This is a genomic window from Streptomyces sp. NPDC043908, assembly GCF_056435525.1.
Window position 1 is genome coordinate 50,844 of sequence record NZ_JBWKEI010000010.1, and the last position, 18,907, is coordinate 69,750.

At 72.1% G+C, this 18,907-nt stretch carries 17 protein-coding genes; 8 read left to right on the top strand and 9 right to left on the bottom strand.

The genetic code is table 11. The annotated features are described in order from the left end of the window. Nucleotides 1-151: 151 nt before the first annotated feature. Genes AC069K_RS22110 through ctaC form a run of 3 tightly spaced genes read right to left on the bottom strand, consistent with a single transcriptional unit; the run spans nucleotide 152 to nucleotide 3,287 of the window. Complete coding sequence (locus AC069K_RS22110) at nucleotides 152-550, bottom strand: cytochrome c oxidase subunit 4 (protein ID WP_358833664.1); 399 nt, start codon at nucleotides 548-550, stop codon at nucleotides 152-154. Beyond that, nucleotides 547-2,286, bottom strand: a complete 1,740-nt coding sequence (ctaD, locus tag AC069K_RS22115) for an aa3-type cytochrome oxidase subunit I (RefSeq protein ID WP_358833663.1) — start codon at nucleotides 2,284-2,286, stop codon at nucleotides 547-549. The genes AC069K_RS22110 and ctaD overlap by 4 nt, the downstream gene beginning before the upstream one ends. Further along, nucleotides 2,283-3,287 (bottom strand): aa3-type cytochrome oxidase subunit II, encoded by a 1,005-nt coding sequence (gene ctaC, locus AC069K_RS22120; protein ID WP_478618854.1) that lies wholly within the window; start codon nucleotides 3,285-3,287, stop codon nucleotides 2,283-2,285. The genes ctaD and ctaC overlap by 4 nt, the downstream gene beginning before the upstream one ends. Nucleotides 3,288-3,701: 414 nt before the next feature. Between ctaC and AC069K_RS22125 the strand changes: the two genes are divergently transcribed. Then, nucleotides 3,702-5,084, top strand: coding sequence for a cysteine desulfurase/sulfurtransferase TusA family protein (locus AC069K_RS22125; protein ID WP_365114035.1), 1,383 nt, complete (start codon nucleotides 3,702-3,704; stop codon nucleotides 5,082-5,084). A 311-nt stretch (nucleotides 5,085-5,395) separates the two neighbouring features. Here the strand turns inward: AC069K_RS22125 and AC069K_RS22130 are convergent, their stop codons facing one another. After that, complete coding sequence (locus AC069K_RS22130; RefSeq protein WP_365114033.1) at nucleotides 5,396-6,370, bottom strand: carbohydrate kinase family protein; 975 nt, start codon at nucleotides 6,368-6,370, stop codon at nucleotides 5,396-5,398. 140 nt (nucleotides 6,371-6,510) lie between these two features. On the opposite strand from AC069K_RS22130, the gene AC069K_RS22135 reads away from it, so the two are divergent. Together AC069K_RS22135 and AC069K_RS22140 are read left to right on the top strand one after the other, a co-directional pair. Continuing rightward, entirely contained in the window at nucleotides 6,511-6,717 is a 207-nt protein-coding gene (locus AC069K_RS22135) for a hypothetical protein (protein ID WP_365114031.1), read from the top strand. 158 nt (nucleotides 6,718-6,875) lie between these two features. Next, nucleotides 6,876-8,408, top strand: coding sequence for a hypothetical protein (locus tag AC069K_RS22140; RefSeq protein WP_478618859.1), 1,533 nt, complete (start codon nucleotides 6,876-6,878; stop codon nucleotides 8,406-8,408). A gap of 107 nt (nucleotides 8,409-8,515) precedes the next feature. Here the strand turns inward: AC069K_RS22140 and AC069K_RS22145 are convergent, their stop codons facing one another. Beyond that, entirely contained in the window at nucleotides 8,516-8,872 is a 357-nt protein-coding gene (locus AC069K_RS22145; protein WP_159692765.1) for a HesB/IscA family protein, read from the bottom strand. A 298-nt stretch (nucleotides 8,873-9,170) separates the two neighbouring features. Between AC069K_RS22145 and nadA the strand changes: the two genes are divergently transcribed. Next, on the top strand, nucleotides 9,171-10,367 hold the full coding sequence (gene nadA / locus AC069K_RS22150; protein ID WP_358833657.1) for a quinolinate synthase NadA: 1,197 nt from the start codon (nucleotides 9,171-9,173) through the stop codon (nucleotides 10,365-10,367). 216 nt (nucleotides 10,368-10,583) lie between these two features. On the opposite strand, the gene AC069K_RS22155 is transcribed toward nadA, so the two are convergent. The 4 genes from AC069K_RS22155 to AC069K_RS22170 all read right to left on the bottom strand — a co-directional run bounded on the left by AC069K_RS22155 (nucleotide 10,584) and on the right by AC069K_RS22170 (nucleotide 13,717). Continuing rightward, nucleotides 10,584-11,273, bottom strand: coding sequence for a response regulator transcription factor (locus AC069K_RS22155; RefSeq protein WP_365114284.1), 690 nt, complete (start codon nucleotides 11,271-11,273; stop codon nucleotides 10,584-10,586). Further along, complete coding sequence (locus tag AC069K_RS22160; protein ID WP_358833655.1) at nucleotides 11,270-12,553, bottom strand: sensor histidine kinase; 1,284 nt, start codon at nucleotides 12,551-12,553, stop codon at nucleotides 11,270-11,272. Before AC069K_RS22160 ends, AC069K_RS22155 begins: the two co-directional genes overlap by 4 nt. Before the next feature lie 68 nt (nucleotides 12,554-12,621). Next, a complete protein-coding gene (pspAA, locus tag AC069K_RS22165) occupies nucleotides 12,622-12,900 on the bottom strand; it encodes a PspA-associated protein PspAA (RefSeq protein WP_478618867.1) in 279 nt (92 codons plus the stop codon). 25 nt (nucleotides 12,901-12,925) lie between these two features. Then, a complete protein-coding gene (locus AC069K_RS22170; RefSeq protein ID WP_358833653.1) occupies nucleotides 12,926-13,717 on the bottom strand; it encodes a PspA/IM30 family protein in 792 nt (263 codons plus the stop codon). A gap of 294 nt (nucleotides 13,718-14,011) precedes the next feature. Between AC069K_RS22170 and AC069K_RS22175 the strand changes: the two genes are divergently transcribed. The 4 genes from AC069K_RS22175 to AC069K_RS22190 all read left to right on the top strand — a co-directional run bounded on the left by AC069K_RS22175 (nucleotide 14,012) and on the right by AC069K_RS22190 (nucleotide 18,500). After that, nucleotides 14,012-14,608, top strand: coding sequence for a DUF3043 domain-containing protein (locus tag AC069K_RS22175; RefSeq protein ID WP_358833652.1), 597 nt, complete (start codon nucleotides 14,012-14,014; stop codon nucleotides 14,606-14,608). 59 nt (nucleotides 14,609-14,667) lie between these two features. Then, a complete protein-coding gene (locus tag AC069K_RS22180) occupies nucleotides 14,668-15,402 on the top strand; it encodes a class I SAM-dependent methyltransferase (RefSeq protein ID WP_365114295.1) in 735 nt (244 codons plus the stop codon). A 115-nt stretch (nucleotides 15,403-15,517) separates the two neighbouring features. Further along, nucleotides 15,518-17,251 (top strand): ABC transporter ATP-binding protein, encoded by a 1,734-nt coding sequence (locus tag AC069K_RS22185; protein ID WP_478619401.1) that lies wholly within the window; start codon nucleotides 15,518-15,520, stop codon nucleotides 17,249-17,251. A 148-nt stretch (nucleotides 17,252-17,399) separates the two neighbouring features. Next, nucleotides 17,400-18,500 (top strand): S1C family serine protease, encoded by a 1,101-nt coding sequence (locus tag AC069K_RS22190; protein ID WP_478618872.1) that lies wholly within the window; start codon nucleotides 17,400-17,402, stop codon nucleotides 18,498-18,500. Nucleotides 18,501-18,907: the final 407 nt, after the last annotated feature.

Here is an 18,907-nt window from a genome sequence, read left to right on the forward strand (position 1 = left end):
CACGTTATGAAGAGCGGACCGGTTCGGCGCGCCGGAGGACTGCAAACGGGCGGCGCACCCCCTGGGCGGCCCGTGAGCGGCCCCCGGGTACGCGGAAGGGCCCCGCGGACTCGTACGAGCCGCGGGGCCCTTCACGGGTGCGTGCGGGGACCTACTGGTTCTGGTTCTCGCCGCGGTAGTACTCGAACACCCAGCCGTAGATGCCGATGAGGATCAGCGGCGCCGAGAAGTACAGCAGCCACCAGCCCATCGCGATGGCCAGGAACGCCAGCGCGCCACCAATGGCGAGCGACAGCGGCTGCCAGCTGTGCGGGGAGAAGAACCCCAGCTCACCGGCGTCGTCCGCGACATCGGCCTCCTTGTCGTCCTGCGCGCCCGCGTCGACCCGCCGGGCCGTGAAGGCCAGGTAGAAGCCGATCATCACGCTCAGGCCGAAGGCCATCACGAGAGCGGTGGCACCGGCCGGCTCCTTCGACCACACGCCGTACACGACGGCCATGATCAGGATGAAGACGGAGAGCCAAAGGAACATCTTGCCCTGGATCTTCACTTGCCCGCCTCCTTGCCGCCGGCGAGAGCCGCGTTGTCACCGGCGCCGTGGTTCTCGAGCTGGTCGAGAGCCGCGATCTCCGGGTGGTGCAGGTCGAACGCCGGGGATTCGGAGCGAATGCGCGGCAGGGTGAGGAAGTTGTGCCGCGGCGGCGGGCACGACGTCGCCCATTCGAGCGAACGGCCGTAGCCCCACGGGTCGTCGACCTCGATCTTCTTGCCGTACTTGGCGGTCTTCCAGACGTTGTACATGAACGGCAGGATCGACAGGCCCAGCAGGAAGGAGCTGATGGTCGAGATCGTGTTCAGCGCGGTGAAGCCGTCCGCGGCGAGGTAGTCCGCGTAACGGCGCGGCATGCCCTCGGCGCCGAGCCAGTGCTGCACCAGGAACGTGCCGTGGAAGCCCACGAACAGCGTCCAGAAGGTGATCTTGCCCAGGCGCTCGTCCAGCATCTTGCCCGTGAACTTCGGCCACCAGAAGTGGAATCCGGAGAACATCGCGAAGACCACGGTGCCGAAGATGACGTAGTGGAAGTGCGCGACGACGAAGTACGAGTCGGAGACGTGGAAGTCCATCGGGGGCGAGGCCAGGATGACGCCGGTCAGACCACCGAAGGTGAAGGTGATCAGGAAGCCGACGGCCCAGAGCATCGGGGTCTCGAAGGACAGCGAGCCCTTCCACATCGTGCCGATCCAGTTGAAGAACTTCACACCGGTCGGTACCGCGATGAGGAACGTCATGAACGAGAAGAACGGCAGGAGCACGCCGCCCGTGACGTACATGTGGTGCGCCCACACGGTCACGGACAGACCGGCGATGGCGATCGTCGCGCCCACCAGGCCCATGTAGCCGAACATCGGCTTCCTGGAGAAGACCGGGATGACTTCGGAGATGATGCCGAAGAAGGGCAAGGCGATGATGTACACCTCTGGATGGCCGAAGAACCAGAAGAGGTGTTGCCACAGCAGCGCGCCGCCGTTGGACGCGTCGAAGATGTGGGCGCCGAACTTGCGGTCCGCCTCCAGGGCGAACAGCGCGGCGGCCAGGACCGGGAACGCGAGCAGGACCAGCACACCGGTCAGCAGGACGTTCCACACGAAGATCGGCATCCGGAACATCGTCATGCCGGGAGCGCGCATGCAGATGATCGTGGTGATGAAGTTGACCGAGCCGAGGATCGTGCCGAAGCCGGAGAAGGCCAGACCCATGATCCACATGTCGGCGCCGACGCCCGGCGAGCGGACCGCGTCCGACAGCGGGGAGTAGGCGAACCAGCCGAAGTCGGCCGCGCCCTGCGGGGTGAGGAAGCCGCCGACCGCGATGGTCGAGCCGAACAGGTAGAGCCAGTAGGCGAACATGTTCAGCCGCGGGAACGCCACGTCGGGCGCGCCGATCTGCAGCGGCATGATCCAGTTGGCGAAACCGGCGAACAGCGGCGTCGCGAACATCAGCAGCATGATCGTGCCGTGCATCGTGAACGCCTGGTTGAACTGCTCGTTCGACATGATCTGCGTGCCGGGGCGGGCGAGCTCGGCGCGCATGAAGAGCGCCATGATCCCGCCGATGCAGAAGAACGCGAACGACGTGACCAGATACATCGTGCCGATCGTCTTGTGGTCAGTGGTGGTCAGCCACTTCACGACGACGTTCCCCGGCTGCTTGCGCCGGACCGGCAGCTCGTTCTCGTACGAGTCGTCTGCTGCCGCGGCACCCTGGGATTCGTTGAGGATGCTCACAGTTTGTTCGTCTCCGCGTTCTTGGCGGGGTCGGTCTGAGCGATGCCCGCCGGCACGTAGCCGGTCTGACCCTTCGCCGCCAGCTCCTTGAGGTGCTGCTGGTAGCGCTCCGGGGAGACGACCTTCACGTTGAAGAGCATCCGGGAGTGGTCGACACCGCACAGCTCGGCGCACTTGCCGAGGAAGGTGCCCTCCTGGGTCGGGGTCACCTCGAAGGAGTTGGTGTGCCCCGGGATGACGTCCTGCTTCATCAGGAAGGGGACCACCCAGAAGGAGTGGATGACGTCACGGGACGTCAGCACGAAGCGGACCTTCTCGCCCTTGGGCAGCCACAGGGTGGGCCCGGGGTTTCCGGTCTGCGGGTTCCGCGTGCCGGGGATGCCGACGTCGTACACGCCGTCGGCGCCCGCCGGGAAGGCCTTGGTGAAGCGGTCCGGGATGGCGGACAGCTCCTTGGACTTCGCGGCGTCGCCCGTGGCCGGGTTGCCGTCCACGTTCTCGACGTAGTTGAAGCCCCAGCTCCACTGGTAGCCGACCACGTTGACGGTGTGGGCCGGCTTCGGGGAGAGCTCTAGGAGCTTCGACTCATCACGCGCGGTGAAGTAGAAGAGCACCGAGACGATGATGAGGGGGACGACCGTGTACAGCGCCTCGATGGGCATGTTGTACCGGGTCTGCGGAGGTACCTCGACCTTGGTGCGGCTGCGCCGGTGGAAGATGACGCTCCACAGGATCAGGCCCCAGACCAGCACGCCCGTGGCGAGCGCGGCCGCCCACGAACCCTGCCAGAGGGACAGGATCCGCGGAGCCTCCTCCGTCACCGGGGTGGGCATACCTAGGCGAGGGAAGTCTTTCCAGTTGTACGAGCAACCGGAGGCGGTAGCCAGGACCAGGCCCGCAGTCGACACCTGCAGCAGCTTCCGCCGCATCGGGCGCCTCGACGTGGGGGAACCGCCCGCGCCCTCTAGGCAGCGGGGGAGGTCGGAGCCGTTGGGACTCACGTAGCGCCTTCCCGAGAGTCTCGCCCGCGCCGGCCGGCTCCGGCCGTCCGTCTCGCTGGTCGGTCGCCGCCCTGGCCGCGGGCAGGGGTTTGGATGTTTATGCGGACCAAACCCTACTGGACGCTATTTGGGGTCGCGCGGGGAGGGTGCCCAACGCGCCGCCGGGGCCCCCGAAGGGGTGGAATCCGGGCCTCCGGGAGCCATCTGACGGGTCTTTCCGTACGGGTGTACGGGGGGTGAGGCGGTGCGGGGAGCCTCCGGAAGCGGCGCGGGGAGCCCCCGGAGGCGGCGCGGCAACAGGCCCGGAGCATTCCCGGACGCCCCCGCACCCGGCGCCCCGGACACAGCCGGGGCGCGCCCCGGGGACGGCCCCGCACCCGGCGCCCCGCTGCCCCCCGGGGATAGCGTGATCGGGTGCCCTACTTCGATGCCGCCTCCTCCGCCCCCCTGCACCCCGTCGCCCGTCAGGCCCTGGTCGCCTCCCTCGACGAGGGGTGGGCCGATCCCGCCCGGCTCTACCGCGAGGGCAGGCGGGCCCGGCTGCTGCTCGACGCGGCCCGGGAGGCCGCGGCCGAGGCGGTGGGGTGCCGCCCGGACGAGCTCGTGTTCACCTCTTCGGGTACCCGGGCGGTGCATTCCGGAATTTACGGTTCCGTCGCCGGGCGCCGGCGTGTCGGCCGCCATCTGGTGGTGTCGGCGGTCGAGCACTCCTCCGTCCTGCACGCGGGCGGGGCCCTGGAGGCGGACGGCGGCGAGATGACCCAGGTGCCGGTCGACCGGACCGGCGCGGTCTCCCCCGCCGCGTACGCCGCCGCCCTGCGCCCCGACACCGCGCTCGCCTGCCTCCAGTCCGCCAACCACGAGGTGGGCACCGCCCAGCCGGTGGGCGAGGTGGCGGCGGCCTGCCGGGAGGCGGGGGTGCCGCTGCTCGTGGACGCGGCCCAGTCGCTGGCCTGGGGTCCGGTCGAGGAGGGCTGGTCGCTGCTGGCCGCGAGTGCGCACAAGTGGGGCGGCCCCGCGGGGGTCGGGCTGCTGGCGGTCCGCAAGGGCGTCCGGTTCGCCCCCCAGGGCCCCGCCGACGAGCGGGAGTCGGGCCGGGCGGCCGGCTTCGAGAACATCCCGGCGATCGTGGCGGCGGCGGCGTCGCTGCGGGCGGTACGGGCGGAGGCGGCGGCCGAGGCGGAGCGGCTGCGCGAGCTGGTCGACCGGGTGCGCGCCGGGGTGGCCCGGCTGGTGCCGGACGTGGAGGTGGTCGGGGACCCGGTGCGGCGCCTGCCCCATCTGGTCACCTTCTCCTGTCTCTATGTCGACGGGGAGACCCTGCTGCACGAGCTGGACCGCGAGGGTTTCTCGGTTTCGTCCGGTTCGTCCTGTACGAGCAGCACCCTGACGCCCAGCCATGTGCTGCGCGCGATGGGGGTGCTGAGCGAGGGGAACGTCCGGGTCTCGCTGCCGTCGGGCACCGAGGCGGCGGACGTGGACCGGTTCCTCGAGGTGCTGCCCCGAGTGGTGGCGTCGGTGCGGGCGCGGCTGGGCGCCCCGGTGTCCTCCCCCGCCCCCGCCGCGCCCTCGGGCGACCTGACCCTGGACGCCCTCGGCAAGCGCTGCCCGATCCCGGTGATCGAACTCGCCAAGGTGATCGGCGACGTCCCGGTCGGCGGCACGGTCACGGTCCTCGCCGACGACGAGGCCGCCCGGCTCGACATCCCGGCGTGGTGCGCGATGCGGGGACAGGAGTACGTGGGCGAGGAGGCGCGGGAGCGGGGTTCGGCGTACGTGGTGCGACGCGTCTCCTGAGCGGGGCTCTGGGGGCGTACTGGGGGGCCGGGCGCAGCCCAGGCCCTTAAGGGGCGCGGGGAACTGCGCGACCAGCCCCCCACGCACCCGCACCCGCCGACGGCGGAACCGTGGCAGACGGGGTGCGCAGCCCGGCGGGAACGGGGGCGCCGCTGTGCCCACCCGTGCCGCCCCTAGCGGCACGCATGCCCACAGCGGCGCGGGGGGGCCACAGCGGCGCCGGGGGCGCTGACAGCGGCGGCGGGCCCGGAGCAACGGGGCCCCACACACAGCGGCCCCGCCGGAGGTGCGACGGGAGGGGGCGCCGGGTGTCAGGACAGGTGCGTCCGGACCTCGTCCGCCGCGTCCGTCCCGTACGCCTTGGTGAAGCGGTCCATGAAGTGCGCCCGGCGCAGCTGGTACTCCTGGGTGCCGAGCGTCTCGATCACCAGCGTCGCGAGCATGCAGCCCACCTGCGCGGCCCGCTCGTGGCCCACGCCCCAGGACAGCCCCGAGAGGAAGCCCGCGCGGAACGCGTCGCCGACGCCGGTCGGGTCGACCTTCGCGTCCTCCTCCGGGCAGCCGACCTCGATCGCGCCCTCGCCGACGCGCTCGATGCGCACGCCGCGCGAGCCGAGCGTGGTGACCCGGTAGTCGACCTTCCCCAGGATCTCCTCGTCGCTCCAGCCGGTCTTGGACTCGATGAGCCCCTTCTCGTACTCGTTGGAGAAGAGGTACTTCGCGCCCTCCAGGAGGGTGCGGATGTCGTCACCGGACATCCGGGCGATCTGCTGCGAGAAGTCCGCCGCGAAGGGGATCCCCCGCGTCCTGCACTCCTCGGTGTGGCGCAGCATCGCCTCGGGGTCGTCGGCGCCGATCAGGACGAGGTCGAGACCGCCCACGCGCTCGGCCACCGACTGGAGCTCGATCTGGCGGGCCTCGCTCATCGCGCCCGTGTAGAAGGAGCCGATCTGGTTGTGGTCGGCGTCCGTGGTGCACACGAAGCGGGCGGTGTGCAGGACCTCGGAGATGCGGACCGAGTTCGTGTCCACCCCGTGCCGGTCCAGCCAGGCGCGGTACTCGTCGAAGTCGGAGCCGGCGGCGCCGACGAGGATCGGCCGGGTGCCGAGCTGCCCCATCCCGAAGCAGATGTTCGCGCCCACACCGCCCCGGCGCACGTCGAGGTTGTCGACGAGGAAGGAGAGGGAGACCGTGTGCAGCTGATCGGCGACGAGCTGGTCGGCGAATCGGCCGGGGAAGGTCATGAGGTGGTCGGTGGCGATGGAGCCGGTGACTGCGATACGCACGGCTAGGACACTCCTGCGTGGAGGACTGTTGACAGCTAACGCTAACGGGTCGCCGCGGTTCCTCTGAAGGGCTGAAACTACCCGATAGTAGTCCTTTTTCCGCATGGTTCCCGCTGGCTCCGGTGCGGAATAGGGAAACCATGAAGCGCACCGGGAACGTCACACCGGCCGCCACGGCCGAACCGAGCCTCGCCGAGCTGCGCGGCGCCTGCGCCCGTATGGCCCCCCACTGGGTGGTCCCGGCGGCCGCCGCACCCGCGCCCGTGCCACCCTCGCGGATCCACGGGGTGTCCGTGCCGCCGTATTCGGTGGAGCTCATCGCCACCATGTCCGAATACGGCGACTGAGCCCCTCCGGGACCCGGCCCGGTGGCGCTCCCGGGAGCGGCACCGGCGGGATCGGGGCGACGATGCAGCGCGCGGAGGGAACCGCGCGCTCCCCCGCTCCGTCCAAGCCCTGTCCCCCGTAAAGGGGATGCGGGATACGACTGGACAGGAGCGATGCGGTGAGCAGCGAGCACACGCAGGACGAGTCGCCACAGCGGCGGACGCGACGATCACCGTTCGTCCTCGCCTCCGTCGCGGCCGCGGTGCTGGTCGCGGGCGGCGGCGGGGTCTACTGGGCCTCCACCGCCTCGGGCGGTTCGCCCGCCGGCGGCGCCGCGGACGCGAAGGCCGGGGCGGGAAGGGACGACGGTCCGCCGCCGATCGGCCTGGACAGCGGCAGGGAGGGCATCGCCCCCGGCGAACCGGACCCCAACGGGGTGGTCTACCGCGCCGAGGGGAAGCTGCCCGACGGACCGGCCGAGGCGGCGGTCTACCGGCCGGCCGGCACGGTCGGCGAGGCCGAGGTGGCGAAGCTGGCCAGGGCTCTGGGCATCGACGGGCCGCCGCGCCTGGAAGGCGCCGTGTGGAAGGCCGGGATCACCAAGGACGGCGGCGGTCCCGTCCTGACGGTCAACCAGAAGGCGCCGGGCAGCTGGACGTTCGCCCGCTACGGCTCCGGTGGTACGGACAACTGCCCCAAGGGCAGCAAGTGCCCCATGCACACCACCGGCCAGGGTGTGGCCCCGGGCGAGCACGACCCGACCGGCCACGGTTCCGCGCCCGGTGAGCAGGCCGCCAAGGCTGCGGCCGCGCCCGTGCTGAAGGCGGTGGGCCAGGAGGACGCCGAGCTGGACGCGTCCCAGCTGATGGGCGCGGCCCGGGTGGTGAACGCGGATCCGGTGATCGGCGGTCTGCCCACCTTCGGCTGGACGACCGGCGTCCAGGTCGGCTCCGACGGGCAGGTGGTCGGCGGCAGCGGTCTGCTGAAGGCGCCGCACAAGGGCGCCACCTATCCGGTGCTGAGCGCCGAGGAGACCCTGAAGCAGCTCAACGGGTCGGGCGGCGGACGCCCGACGGGCAAGGACTGCACGGGCCCGGTGCCGCTGGACGACCCGCAGGGCGAGCCCACCCGGGGCCGGCTGCCGAGCGACCCGCAGCGCAAGCTGCCCAGCGACCCCCAGGGCGGCATCCAGCAGCCCTGCAAGCAGGGCACGCCCTCTACGGTGGTCGTCGACAAGGCGGTGTTCGGGCTCTCCGCGCAGTACGTGGACGGGCAGCAGGCGCTCGTACCGTCGTGGCTGTTCCAGGTGAAGCGGACCGGCTCCGAGCGGCCGGTCACCGTCACCGCGCCGGCGCTGGCCCCGAAGTACCTGGCGAAGCCGCCGGCGCCGCCGGCCGGTCCGGGCACCGCGCTTCCCGCGCCCTCCGGGTCGTCCCCCACGGGCCGCCAGGCGCTGGTGTCGTACGCGGCGGGCGACGACGGCCGGTCCCTGGCCGTCACCTTCTGGGGCGGGGTCTGCGACACCTACGCGGCGACGGCCGACGAGAGCGGCGATCAGGTCCGGGTCTCGGTGGGCGTCGCGCACCACGACCCCCAGAAGATGTGCGTCATGGTCGCCAAGAAGGAGACCGTTTCGGTGACGCTGCACCAGACGCTGGGAGCGCGCGAGGTGGTGGACGCCCGCACCGGCAAGCCGCTGCCGAAGGGCTGAGCCGGCCGCGCCGCGCGTGACGCATGACGCACCGCGCATGACGAAGGCGGGCACCCCCCGAGGGGGCGCCCGCCTTCGTCGTCGCGCCGAGGCGCGATGGACGCGACTCAGCTGAAGGAGTCGCCGCAGGCGCAGGAGCCCGTCGCGTTCGGGTTGTCGATCGTGAAGCCCTGCTTCTCGATGGTGTCCACGAAGTCGATCGAGGCGCCGCCCAGGTACGGGGCGCTCATGCGGTCGGTGACGACCTTCACGCCGTCGAAGTCCTTCACGACGTCACCGTCGAGCGAACGCTCGTCGAAGAAGAGCTGGTAGCGCAGGCCGGAGCAGCCGCCGGGCTGGACGGCGACGCGCAAGGCGAGGTCTTCCCGGCCTTCCTGGTCAAGGAGGGCCTTGACCTTGGCCGCGGCGGCGTCGGACAGGAGGATGCCGTCGCTCACAGTGGTGGTCTCGTCCGATACGGACATCTGCTTCTCTCCCGGGTTGTACGGAGACTGCTTGCCGACGGTTGCAACCGGCGGGGCGCCGGATTCATTCCGGGCCGTGCGTGGGCCATGGCCGTGCCGGGGCCCACCTTCATGCTCGCACACCCCGGCGCGGGCCGGAAAAGGGCGGGGAAAACCTGGGGGCAGGCGCCGCCGCCGGGACGGAGTCCGGGCGAAGGGGGGTGTGTCACATCGACGCTATGGCCATCGTCAAACTGACGTGAAGCGGTTATGATAGATAGCGTCATTTAGACGAAAACTCGTCTGCGAAAGAGAAAGGGTGCGTGACGTGACCACCGCCCAGCCCAGGCAGGATCTCGCTGTCCAGCCGTCGCCGCTCGCCCTGCTGCTGCTCGGCCGCGAGGCCGACCCGAAGAGCGAGCGCGGCGTGGAGTGCCCCGGCGACCTGCCGTCCCCGTCCGACCCGGACCTGGTGGCGCGCGCCCGTGCGGCCAAGGAGAGGCTCGGGGACAAGGTCTTCGTCCTCGGCCACCACTACCAGCGCGACGAGGTCATCCAGTTCGCCGACGTGACCGGTGACTCCTTCAAGCTGGCCCGGGACGCCGCCGCGAAGCCGGAGGCCGAGTACATCGTCTTCTGCGGTGTGCACTTCATGGCCGAGTCCGCCGACATCCTGACCTCGGACGAGCAGAAGGTCGTGCTCCCGGACCTGGCCGCCGGCTGCTCGATGGCCGACATGGCCACGGCCGAGCAGGTCGCCGAGTGCTGGGACGTGCTGACCGAGGCGGGGATCGCCGAGCAGGTCGTGCCCGTCTCGTACATGAACTCCTCCGCCGACATCAAGGCCTTCACCGGCAAGCACGGCGGCACCATCTGCACCTCCTCCAACGCCAAGAAGGCGCTGGAGTGGGCCTTCGAGCAGGGCGAGAAGGTGCTCTTCCTGCCGGACCAGCACCTGGGCCGCAACACCGCCGTCCGCGACATGGGCATGTCGCTGGAGGACTGTGTGCTCTACAACCCGCACAAGCCCAACGGCGGCCTCACCGCCGAGCAGCTGCGCGACGCCAAGATGATCCTGTGGCGGGGCCACTGCTCGGTGCACGGCCGGTTCTCGCTGGACTCGGTCAACGACGTACGGGAGCGGATCCCGGGCGTGAACGTGCTGGTGCACCCCGAGTGCCGGCACGAGGTCGTGGCCGCGGCGGACTACGTGGGCTCGACGGAGTACATCATCAAGGCCCTGGAGGCCGCGCCGCGCGGGTCGAAGTGGGCCATCGGCACGGAGCTGAACCTGGTCCGGCGTCTGGCGAACCGATTCGCCGCGGAGGACAAGGAGATCGTCTTCCTCGACAAGACGGTCTGCTTCTGCTCGACGATGAACCGGATCGACCTGCCGCACCTGGTGTGGACCCTGGAGTCGCTGGCGGACGGCAAGCTCGTCAACCGGATCCAGGTGGACGCGGAGACGGAGAGCTTCGCGAAGCTGGCGCTGGAGCGGATGCTGGCGCTGCCGTAGCGGGTCGCCCTTCCGGGCGGGGGTTCGGGCGGGGGTACTCCGTACCCCTGTGCCCCGTTCTCCCGGGCGCCCGGGGCCCCGCCCCGGCCCGGCCCCGAGCGAGGCTGCGCCCCCCGCGCCCCCCTTTTTTTCGTCTGCGGGCCGGTGGAGGCTGGTCGCGCAGTTCCCCGCGCCCCTGGATGCGCCCCTGCGGGGCGCCCAGGGGCGCGGCCCCGGTTATTCGACCCTTGGGCGCACCAGGCCCGACTCGTAGGCGATCACCACGAGTTGGGCGCGGTCGCGGGCGCCCAGTTTGGCCATCGCCCGGTTGACGTGGGTCTTCACCGTGAGCGGGCTGACCACGAGGCGTTCGGCGATCTCGTCGTTGGACAGGCCCCCCGCCACCTGGACCAGGACCTCGCGCTCGCGGCCGGTGAGGGCAGCCAGGCGCTCGGCGTGGGCGCCGGGCGGCTCGCCCGAGCCGTCCCAGCTGCCGCCCTGGGCGAGGAAGCTGGCGATCAGGCCCTTGGTGGCCACGGGCGACAGCAGCGCCTCGCCCGCCGCCGCGATCCGGATGGCGTTCAGCAGCTCGTCCGGCTCGGCGCCCTTGCCCAGGAAGCCCGACGCGCCCGCCCGCAGGGACTGCACCACGTACTCGTCGACCTCGAAGGTCGTGAGCATGACGACATGGACATCGGCGAGATCCGGGTCCTGGCTGATCATGCGGGTCGCGGCGAGCCCGTCCGTACCGGGCATCCGGATGTCCATCAGCACCACGTCGGCCCGGGTCGCCCGGGCCACCGCGACCGCCTCGGCCCCGTCGGACGCCTCGCCCACCACGAGCATCCCCGGCTCGGAGTCCACCAGCACCCGGAACGCGGAGCGCAGCAGCGCCTGGTCGTCCGCGAGTACCACCCTGATCGTCATGCGCAGCCTTCCCCCGGTCCCTCGGCCGCCCGGACGGCGTCGGCCGCCTTGCGGGCCTCCGCGGTGCGGGCCGTGTCGGCCGCCTTGACGGGCAGTATCGCCTGCACCCGGAAACCGCCGCCGTAGCGGGGTCCCGCCGTGCAGGTGCCGCCCAGCGCGCTGACGCGCTCGCGCATCCCGAGGAGGCCGTGGCCGCCGCCGTCACCCGCGGTGGCGCCTTCGCCGGTGCCGGTGCCGTTGTCGATGACCGTGACCTCCGCGTTCGGCCCCACCCGCACCACGCTGACCTCGGCCCGCGCGTCCGGGCCCGCGTGTTTGCGTACGTTGGTGAGGGCTTCCTGGATCACCCGGTACGCGGCGAGGTCCACGGCCGCCGGGAGTCCCGCGCGTACGGCCGGGTCGAGGGCGGCGAGTTCGACCGGAAGCCCCGCCCGGCGGAAGCCCCCCAGCAGGTCGTCCAGGAGCGCGAGGCCGGGGGCCGGCTCGGTGGGGGCCTCGGGGTCGCCGGACTGGCGCAGCAGGCCGACGGTGGCCCGCAGCTCGTTGAGCGCCGAACGGCTGGCCTCCCGTACGTGCGCGAGGGCCTCCTTGGCCTGGTCGGGGCGCTTGTCCATGACGTGGGCCGCGACCCCGGCCTGCACGTTGACCAGCGCGATGTGGTGCGCGACGACGTCGTGCAGATCGCGGGCGATGCGCAGCCGCTCCTCCGCGACGCGGCGCCGCGCCTCCTCCTCGCGGGTGCGCTCGGCCCGTTCGGCGCGCTCGCGGATGGACTCGACGATGGCCCGGCGGCTGCGCACGGCGTCTCCGGCGGTCGCGGCGAGGCCGGTCCAGGCGAGCACGGCGACGTTCTCCTGCGCGTACCAGGGCGCGTCCCCGAAGACCATCGCGGTGGCGGTGAGCACGCCCATGGTGGTGATGCCGACGCGGTAGGTGGTGGCGCGGTCGGTGTGCGCGGCGACCGTGTACAGCGCGACGACGGGGGCGATCGCGATGGGGGCGGGCGAGTTGCCCGCGAGCAGGTCGGCGACGGTGACACCGCCGGTCAGTCCGAGGACCGCGAGCGGGTTGCGGCGGCGCAGCACCAGGGAGACGGCCCCGAGCACCGCGAGGACGAGGGCCGTCACGCTGGGGGTCCGGGTCCCGAAGACGGGGCCGTTGGAGCCGTGCGGATCGGCGAAGGACCCGACGACCATGCAGACGAGGACGACCCCCGCGAGGGCGGCGTCCCCGGCGAGGGGGTGGGCGCGGAGCCATCCGTGGATGCGGGCGAACGTCACGCCTCCTTACGGTACGGGGCGCGCCCGCCGCATGGAGCCGCCCCCGCGTACCCGGCCGGGACGACGTCCTAGCCCGGGATCAGGCCGTCGTCGCTGAGCATGGCCCTGACCTCGTCCAGGGTGGCGTCCTCGGCCGGGAGGATGAGCTCCGACGGTTCCAGGGCGTCGTCCGGGAGGGGCTCGCCCAGCCGGCGGACCGCGTCGAGCAGGGCGGCCAGGGTGCGGCGGAAGCCCTCCTCGTCACCCGCCTCCATCTGCTCCAGCAGCTCGTCGTCCAGCTTGTTGAGCTCGGTGAAGTGGCTGTCGGCCAGCTTCACCTGGCCCTCCCCCATGATCCGCACGATCATGGCGACTCCTCCTTGGCCCTCGGCCCTACTGCTTGTCGAAGCGGGGGGTCTGCTGCTGCGGACGGTCCTGCGGGGCACCGGTGCCGCCCTCAAGGGCCTGCTGGCCCGACGTACCGCCGGTCAGCTCGGCCTTCATCCGCTGCAGTTCCAGCTCTACATCCGTACCACCGGAGATGCGGTCGAGCTCGGCCTGGAGGTCGTCCTTCTGGAGGCCGGACTGGTCGTCGAGGGCCCCGGAAGCCAGCAGCTCGTCGATCGCGCCCGCCCGCGCCTGGAGCTGGGCGGTCTTGTCCTCGGCCCGCTGGATGGCCATGCCGACGTCGCTCATCTCCTCGGAGATGCCCGAGAAGGACTCGGCGATCCGGGTCTGCGCCTGGGCCGCCGTGTAGGTCGCCTTGATGGTCTCCTTCTTCGTACGGAAGGCGTCGACCTTGGCCTGGAGCCGCTGGGCCGCAAGGGTGAGCTTCTCCTCCTCGCCCTGGAGGGTCTGGTGCTGCGTCTCCAGATCGGTGACCTGCTGCTGGAGCGCGGCGCGGCGGGACAGCGCCTCGCGCGCCAGGTCCTCGCGGCCGAGCGCCAGCGCCTTGCGGCCCTGGTCCTCCAGCTTGGTGGACTGGCTCTGGAGCTGGTTCAGCTGAAGTTCGAGCCGCTTGCGGGAGGTCGCCACGTCGGCCACGCCGCGGCGCACCTTCTGGAGCAGCTCCAGCTGCTTCTGGTACGAGTAATCGAGGGTCTCGCGCGGGTCCTCGGCCCGGTCAAGGGCCTTGTTCGCCTTCGCGCGGAAGATCATCCCCATACGCTTCATGACACCGCTCATGGGCTTCGCGCGCCCCCTTCTGACGGACTCCGGCTCCAGCTTGCGACAGAACCCACAGTACGGGCCCTGCATCCATTACCGCACTGTTCGGACGTGGATGCGGTCATCCCCAAGGACGACTGCGTCCCCGCGCGCTCCGGCGCAAGGAGTAGGTGAGTGAGTAGGTGACGGTCGGGGACCGGGCCCTCACTTCCCGCGTCCACGTCCGTCCGTACCCCTGGTGACGCAAGGCGTTGCGGGATCGTTCCCCACCGGCCTGTGGTCCATGCGCGCGACCCCGTACCCTTGGTCTTTGTGTTCCGTAGCCGTTCCAACGCAGAGAAGGCCCCCACCGACAAGGTGACGGCGGACCTCTCCAAGCAGCCCCGCGACCCCGAGGCCCCCAAGGGCCGGCCCACGCCCAAGCGCAGTGCGGCCCAGACCCAGCGCCGTCGGGCGTCGACCGTGCCGACCGACCGCAAGGAGGCCGCCAAGCGCCAGCGCGAGGTCCGCCGGACCGAGCTGGCCAAGCAGCGCGAGGCGCTCGCCAACGGCGACCAGCGCTTCCTGCCGGCCCGCGACAAGGGTCCCGTGCGCAAGTTCGTGCGCGACTACGTCGACTCCCGGTTCTGCATCGCCGAGTTCTTCCTGCCGCTCGCCGTGATCATCCTGGTCCTGTCGATGGTCCGGATCGGCAGCCTCCAGAACATCGCGCTGCTGCTGTGGCTCGCCGTGATCGTGCTGATCGTGGTCGACTCCATCGGTCTGGCCTTCCGTCTGAAGAAGCAGCTCAAGGAGCGCTTCCAGGACGAGCCGACCAAGGGCGCGGTGGCGTACGGCCTGATGCGTACGCTCCAGATGCGCCGGCTTCGGCTGCCGAAGCCGCAGGTCAAGCGCGGGGAACGGCCCTGAGCACGGACGTCGCCGCCTTCAGCGGCGCCTCCGGCAACTGGCTGAGGGGCCTGGGCGGCCTGCGCAACACCGTGCGCCAGGAGCTCGTGGCCCGTCAGCTCGACGAGCAGATAGCCGGCCGGTTCCCGGTCGGCCAGCGGCTGCGCGTCCTCGACGTCGGTACGGGCCAGGGCACCCAGGCCCTGCGCCTGGCCCGGGCCGGGCACACGGTGACCGGCCTGGAGTCCGACCCCGAGATGCTCAGGGTCGCGCGCGAGGCCCTGCTGACGGAGCCGGAGGGCATCCGCGAGCGGGTCCGCCTGGTCGAGGGCGACGGCAACGAGACCGGCGTCCACTTCCTGCCCGGCTCCTTCGACGTGGTGCTCTGCCACGGGGTGCTGATGTACGTCCAGGAGCCCGACGCGATGCTCGCGGGGCTGGCCCGGATGCTGGCTCCCGGCGGGCTGCTGTCGCTGCTCGTACGGAACGCGGACGCGCTGGCCATGCGGCCGGGGCTGGCCGGGGACTGGGGCGGGGCGCTGGCCTCCTTCGACACCGACGCGTACACCAACCGGCTCGGGCTCTCCGTCCGCGCCGACCGGCTCGACACGCTGACGCGGACGCTGGACGGGATCGCGGCGCCGCTGCACGCCTGGTACGGAGTGCGCGTCTTCACCGACAACGTGCCCAACGACGTGCAGCTGCCCGCGGCCGAGGAGCTGGACCGGCTGCTGGCCGCCGAGGACAGGGCCGGGCGCACCGACCCCTACCGGAGGGTCGCCGCGCTGCTTCATCTGTGCGGGGTGCGGGGGTAGTCGCGCCGGGTGCGGGGGGTTCCGGCCAGTCCCGCCCGCTCGCGCCCCGGGGAGTCAGGTCGGCCGGGGTCTGGTGCGTCCTTCCTGTGTGACCACTGACGACTCCCCCTCCAAAATGCCCGCCCGGGACACCTGGCGGGCCCTCTACCGCCACTTCCGCCCCCATCGCGCCACCGTCGCCCTGGGGGCGCTGCTGACCCTGGCCGGGTCCGCCACCGGGCTCGCGCAGCCGCTCGCCGCCAAGGCCCTGGTGGACCGGCTCGGCGGGGACGAACCGGTCGCGGGCGTGCTCGTCCTGCTCACCGCGCTCGTCGTGCTGGGCACGGTGGTCGAGTCCTGCGGGGCGTACGTCCTGGAGCGCACCGCCGAGTCCGTCGTCCTCGCCGCCCGGCGCTCCCTCATCGGCCGGCTGCTGCGGCTGCGGCTGCCCGAGGTCGAGCGGCTGCCCCCGGGCGACCTGATGTCCCGGGTGACCTCCGACACCACCCTGCTGCGGGCGGTCACCACCCAGTCCGTGGTCTCGGCGGCCACCGGCGGGCTCACCTTCCTCGCGACGATCGCGATGATGGCGTACATGGACGCCGTCCTGCTCGGGGTGACGCTCGGCGTGATCGTCCTGATCGGCTCGGCGGTGGCCCTGGTGATGCCGCGGATCGCCCGGGCGACCGCGCGGGCCCAGGAGTCGGTGGCCGAGATATCCACCGTCCTGGAGCGCGCGTTCGGCGCCTTCCGCACGGTCAAGGCCTCCGGCGCCGAGGGGCGCGAGACGGCGGTCGTGGACGCCGCCGCCGAGGAGGCCTGGCGGCACGGGGTGCGCTCGGCCAAGTGGCAGTCGCTGGCCGGGACTTCGGTCGGGCTCGCGGTGCAGGTGTCGTTCCTGTCGGTGCTCGGCATCGGCGGCGCCCGGGTCGCCTCGGGGGCGATCTCGGTGTCGACGCTCGTGGCGTTCCTGCTGTTCCTGTTCTATCTGATCGACCCGGTCTCCCGGCTGGTGCAGGCCGCCACGCAGTACCAGGTGGGCTCGGCGGCGATCGCCCGGATCGAGGAGGCCGAGCGCCTGGAGACCGAGGAGCCGGAGCCCCCGGCGCGGGCCGACGCGCCCGCCACGGGGGCCGCCCGGGTCGTCTTCGACGAGGTGACCTTCCGCTACCGCGACGACCTCCCGTACGTCCACCACGGTGTCTCCTTCGAGGTGCCCGGGGCCGGGATGACCGCGTTCGTGGGGCCCTCGGGCGCGGGCAAGACGACCGTCTTCGCGCTGATCGAGCGGTTCTACGAGGCGACCGGCGGCCGGATCCTGATCGACGGCCGGGACGTCCGCGACTGGCCGCTGGCCGAGTTGCGCGCCGCCATCGGCTACGTCGAGCAGGACTCCCCCGTGCTCGCCGGGACCGTCCGCGAGAACCTCGTCTTCGGCGCCCCGGACGCCACGGACGCCGACATCGCCGACGTCCTCGTACGGGCCAAGCTGGACACGCTGGTGGAGCGGCTGCCGGACGGCCTGGACACCGTGGTGGGGCACCGGGGCTCCAAGCTGTCGGGCGGGGAGCGGCAGAGGGTGGCGATCGCGCGGGCGCTGCTGCGGCGGCCGCGGCTGCTGCTCCTGGACGAGGCGACCTCGCAGCTGGACGCGGTCAACGAGCTGGCGCTGCGGGACGTGGTGGCCGAGGCCGCGCGGGAGACCACGGTCCTGGTGGTGGCGCACCGGCTGTCCACCGTGACGCTGGCGGACCGGATCGTGGTCATGGAGGCGGGGAAGGTACGGGCGGTGGGCACCCATGCCGAGCTGGTGGCCGGGGATCCGCTCTACGGGGAGCTGGCGGCGACCCAGTTCCTGGCGACGGCCTGATCCGTCGTGCCGACGGGCGCGGTCGCATCGCCGCCGATCGGGGCGGTCCCGACCTGACCGTGGCGGACCCGACCTGATCGGGCGGTCCCCGACCTGTTCGGACCGTCGTGGGAGGCCGCCGTCCGGGGCCGCGGCGATACTGCGGATCATGGACGCATCCGTGACCCGCGGCCGGGTTCGCCGGCTGCTGCCGCCCGTGACGGCGGCCCTCGCCACCGCCGCCCTGCTGGCCGGCTGCTCCGGCTCCGGCGCCCCCACCGCGCACGCCCCGGCGCGGGCCGACGTGGCCGCGCCGAGGAAGGCCGAGGCGCCCCGGCGGGCGGACGGGGGCGGCCTCCAGGCCGACTACGAGAGGGTGATCAAGGACGTGCTGTCCTCGGTCGTCCAGATCGACGCGGCCAACAGCCTGGGCTCCGGCGTCGTCTACGACGCCCAGGGGCACATCGTCACCAACGCCCATGTGGTGGGCGGCGAGAACACCTTCAAGGTGTCCACCGCCACCGGCGGCGGCGCCATCGGGGCGAAACTGGTGGCGGCCTATCCCGAGCAGGATCTCGCCGTGATCAAGCTGGACGCGGTGCCGAAGGGGCTGAGGCCGGCCAGGTTCGGGGACTCCTCGAAGGTCGAGATGGGCCAGATCGTGCTGGCCATGGGATCGCCGCTCGGGCTGTCCAGCAGCGTCACCCAGGGCATCGTCTCGGCGACCGGCCGGACGGTCACCGAGAGCCGGGCGGGCGGCGGCACCGGCGCCACCATCGGCAACATGGTGCAGACGTCGGCGGCGATCAACCCCGGCAACAGCGGGGGCGCGCTGGTCAACCTGGACAGCGAGATCATCGGCATCCCCACGCTGGCGGCGACCGACCCGGACATGGGCGGCAGCGCGGCCCCGGGCATCGGGTTCGCCATCCCGGTCTCGATGGTGAGGACGGTCGCGGACCAGATCGTCAAGAGCGGCAAGGTGACCGACTCCGGCCGGGCGGCCCTGGGCGTGACCGGACGTACGGTCGTCGACTCCGGCTACCGGCCGGCGGGCGTCGCGATCGTCGAGGTGAAGGGCGGCGGGGCGGCCGACAAGGCCGGGCTGCGGGCCGGGGACATCATCACCCGGCTCGGGGAGACCGAGATCGGCACCATCACCTCGCTGTCGGAGGCGCTGGCCGCGGCCAAGCCCGGCCAGACCGTCCAGGTGACCTACAGCCGCGGCGGCTCGGTGCGGACCGCCACGGTCACGCTCGGCGAAATCTGAGACGCCGGGCCCCGGGCCCCGAGCCCGCACACCCGCCCGGCGCAAGGCTGCGCCGCCCACGGGCCGAGGATCGGGGCGGGCCACAACGGCCGCCCTCGGCGAGAGCCCTCGCGGCCGGATCCCTGGGCCCCGCGCCCGCACACCCGCCCGACGCAAGGCTGCGCCGCCACGGGAGGATCGGTACGGGTCACACGGCACCACAACGGCCACCCCGTGCGGGAGCCGTCGCGGCCGGATCCTGTGCGGTGTCGCCCCCGCACACGCGCCCGGCGCGCGGCGGGGGGCGAGGGGGGGGGGGGGGGGGGGGTTTCCCCCCCCCCCCCCCCCCTTCTCCCCCCTTCGTGTCCGAATATTCCCTGGTCTCCCTGCCTTCTTTCCCGTTCGTCGGAGGGGTACCTGTTTGTGTG

Excerpts from the sequence above, each read along its gene's own strand:
- AC069K_RS22145 (WP_159692765.1), bottom strand. The coding sequence starts at position 8,872 with ATGTCCGTATCGGACGAGACCACCACTGTGAGCGACGGCATCCTCCTG.
- AC069K_RS22155 (WP_365114284.1), bottom strand. The coding sequence starts at position 11,273 with ATGACGATCAGGGTGGTACTCGCGGACGACCAGGCGCTGCTGCGCTCC.
- AC069K_RS22135 (WP_365114031.1), top strand. The coding sequence starts at position 6,511 with ATGAAGCGCACCGGGAACGTCACACCGGCCGCCACGGCCGAACCGAGC.
- AC069K_RS22185 (WP_478619401.1), top strand. The coding sequence starts at position 15,518 with ATGCCCGCCCGGGACACCTGGCGGGCCCTCTACCGCCACTTCCGCCCC.
- AC069K_RS22170 (WP_358833653.1), bottom strand. The coding sequence starts at position 13,717 with ATGAGCGGTGTCATGAAGCGTATGGGGATGATCTTCCGCGCGAAGGCG.
- AC069K_RS22190 (WP_478618872.1), top strand. The coding sequence starts at position 17,400 with ATGGACGCATCCGTGACCCGCGGCCGGGTTCGCCGGCTGCTGCCGCCC.
- pspAA (WP_478618867.1), bottom strand. The coding sequence starts at position 12,900 with ATGATCGTGCGGATCATGGGGGAGGGCCAGGTGAAGCTGGCCGACAGC.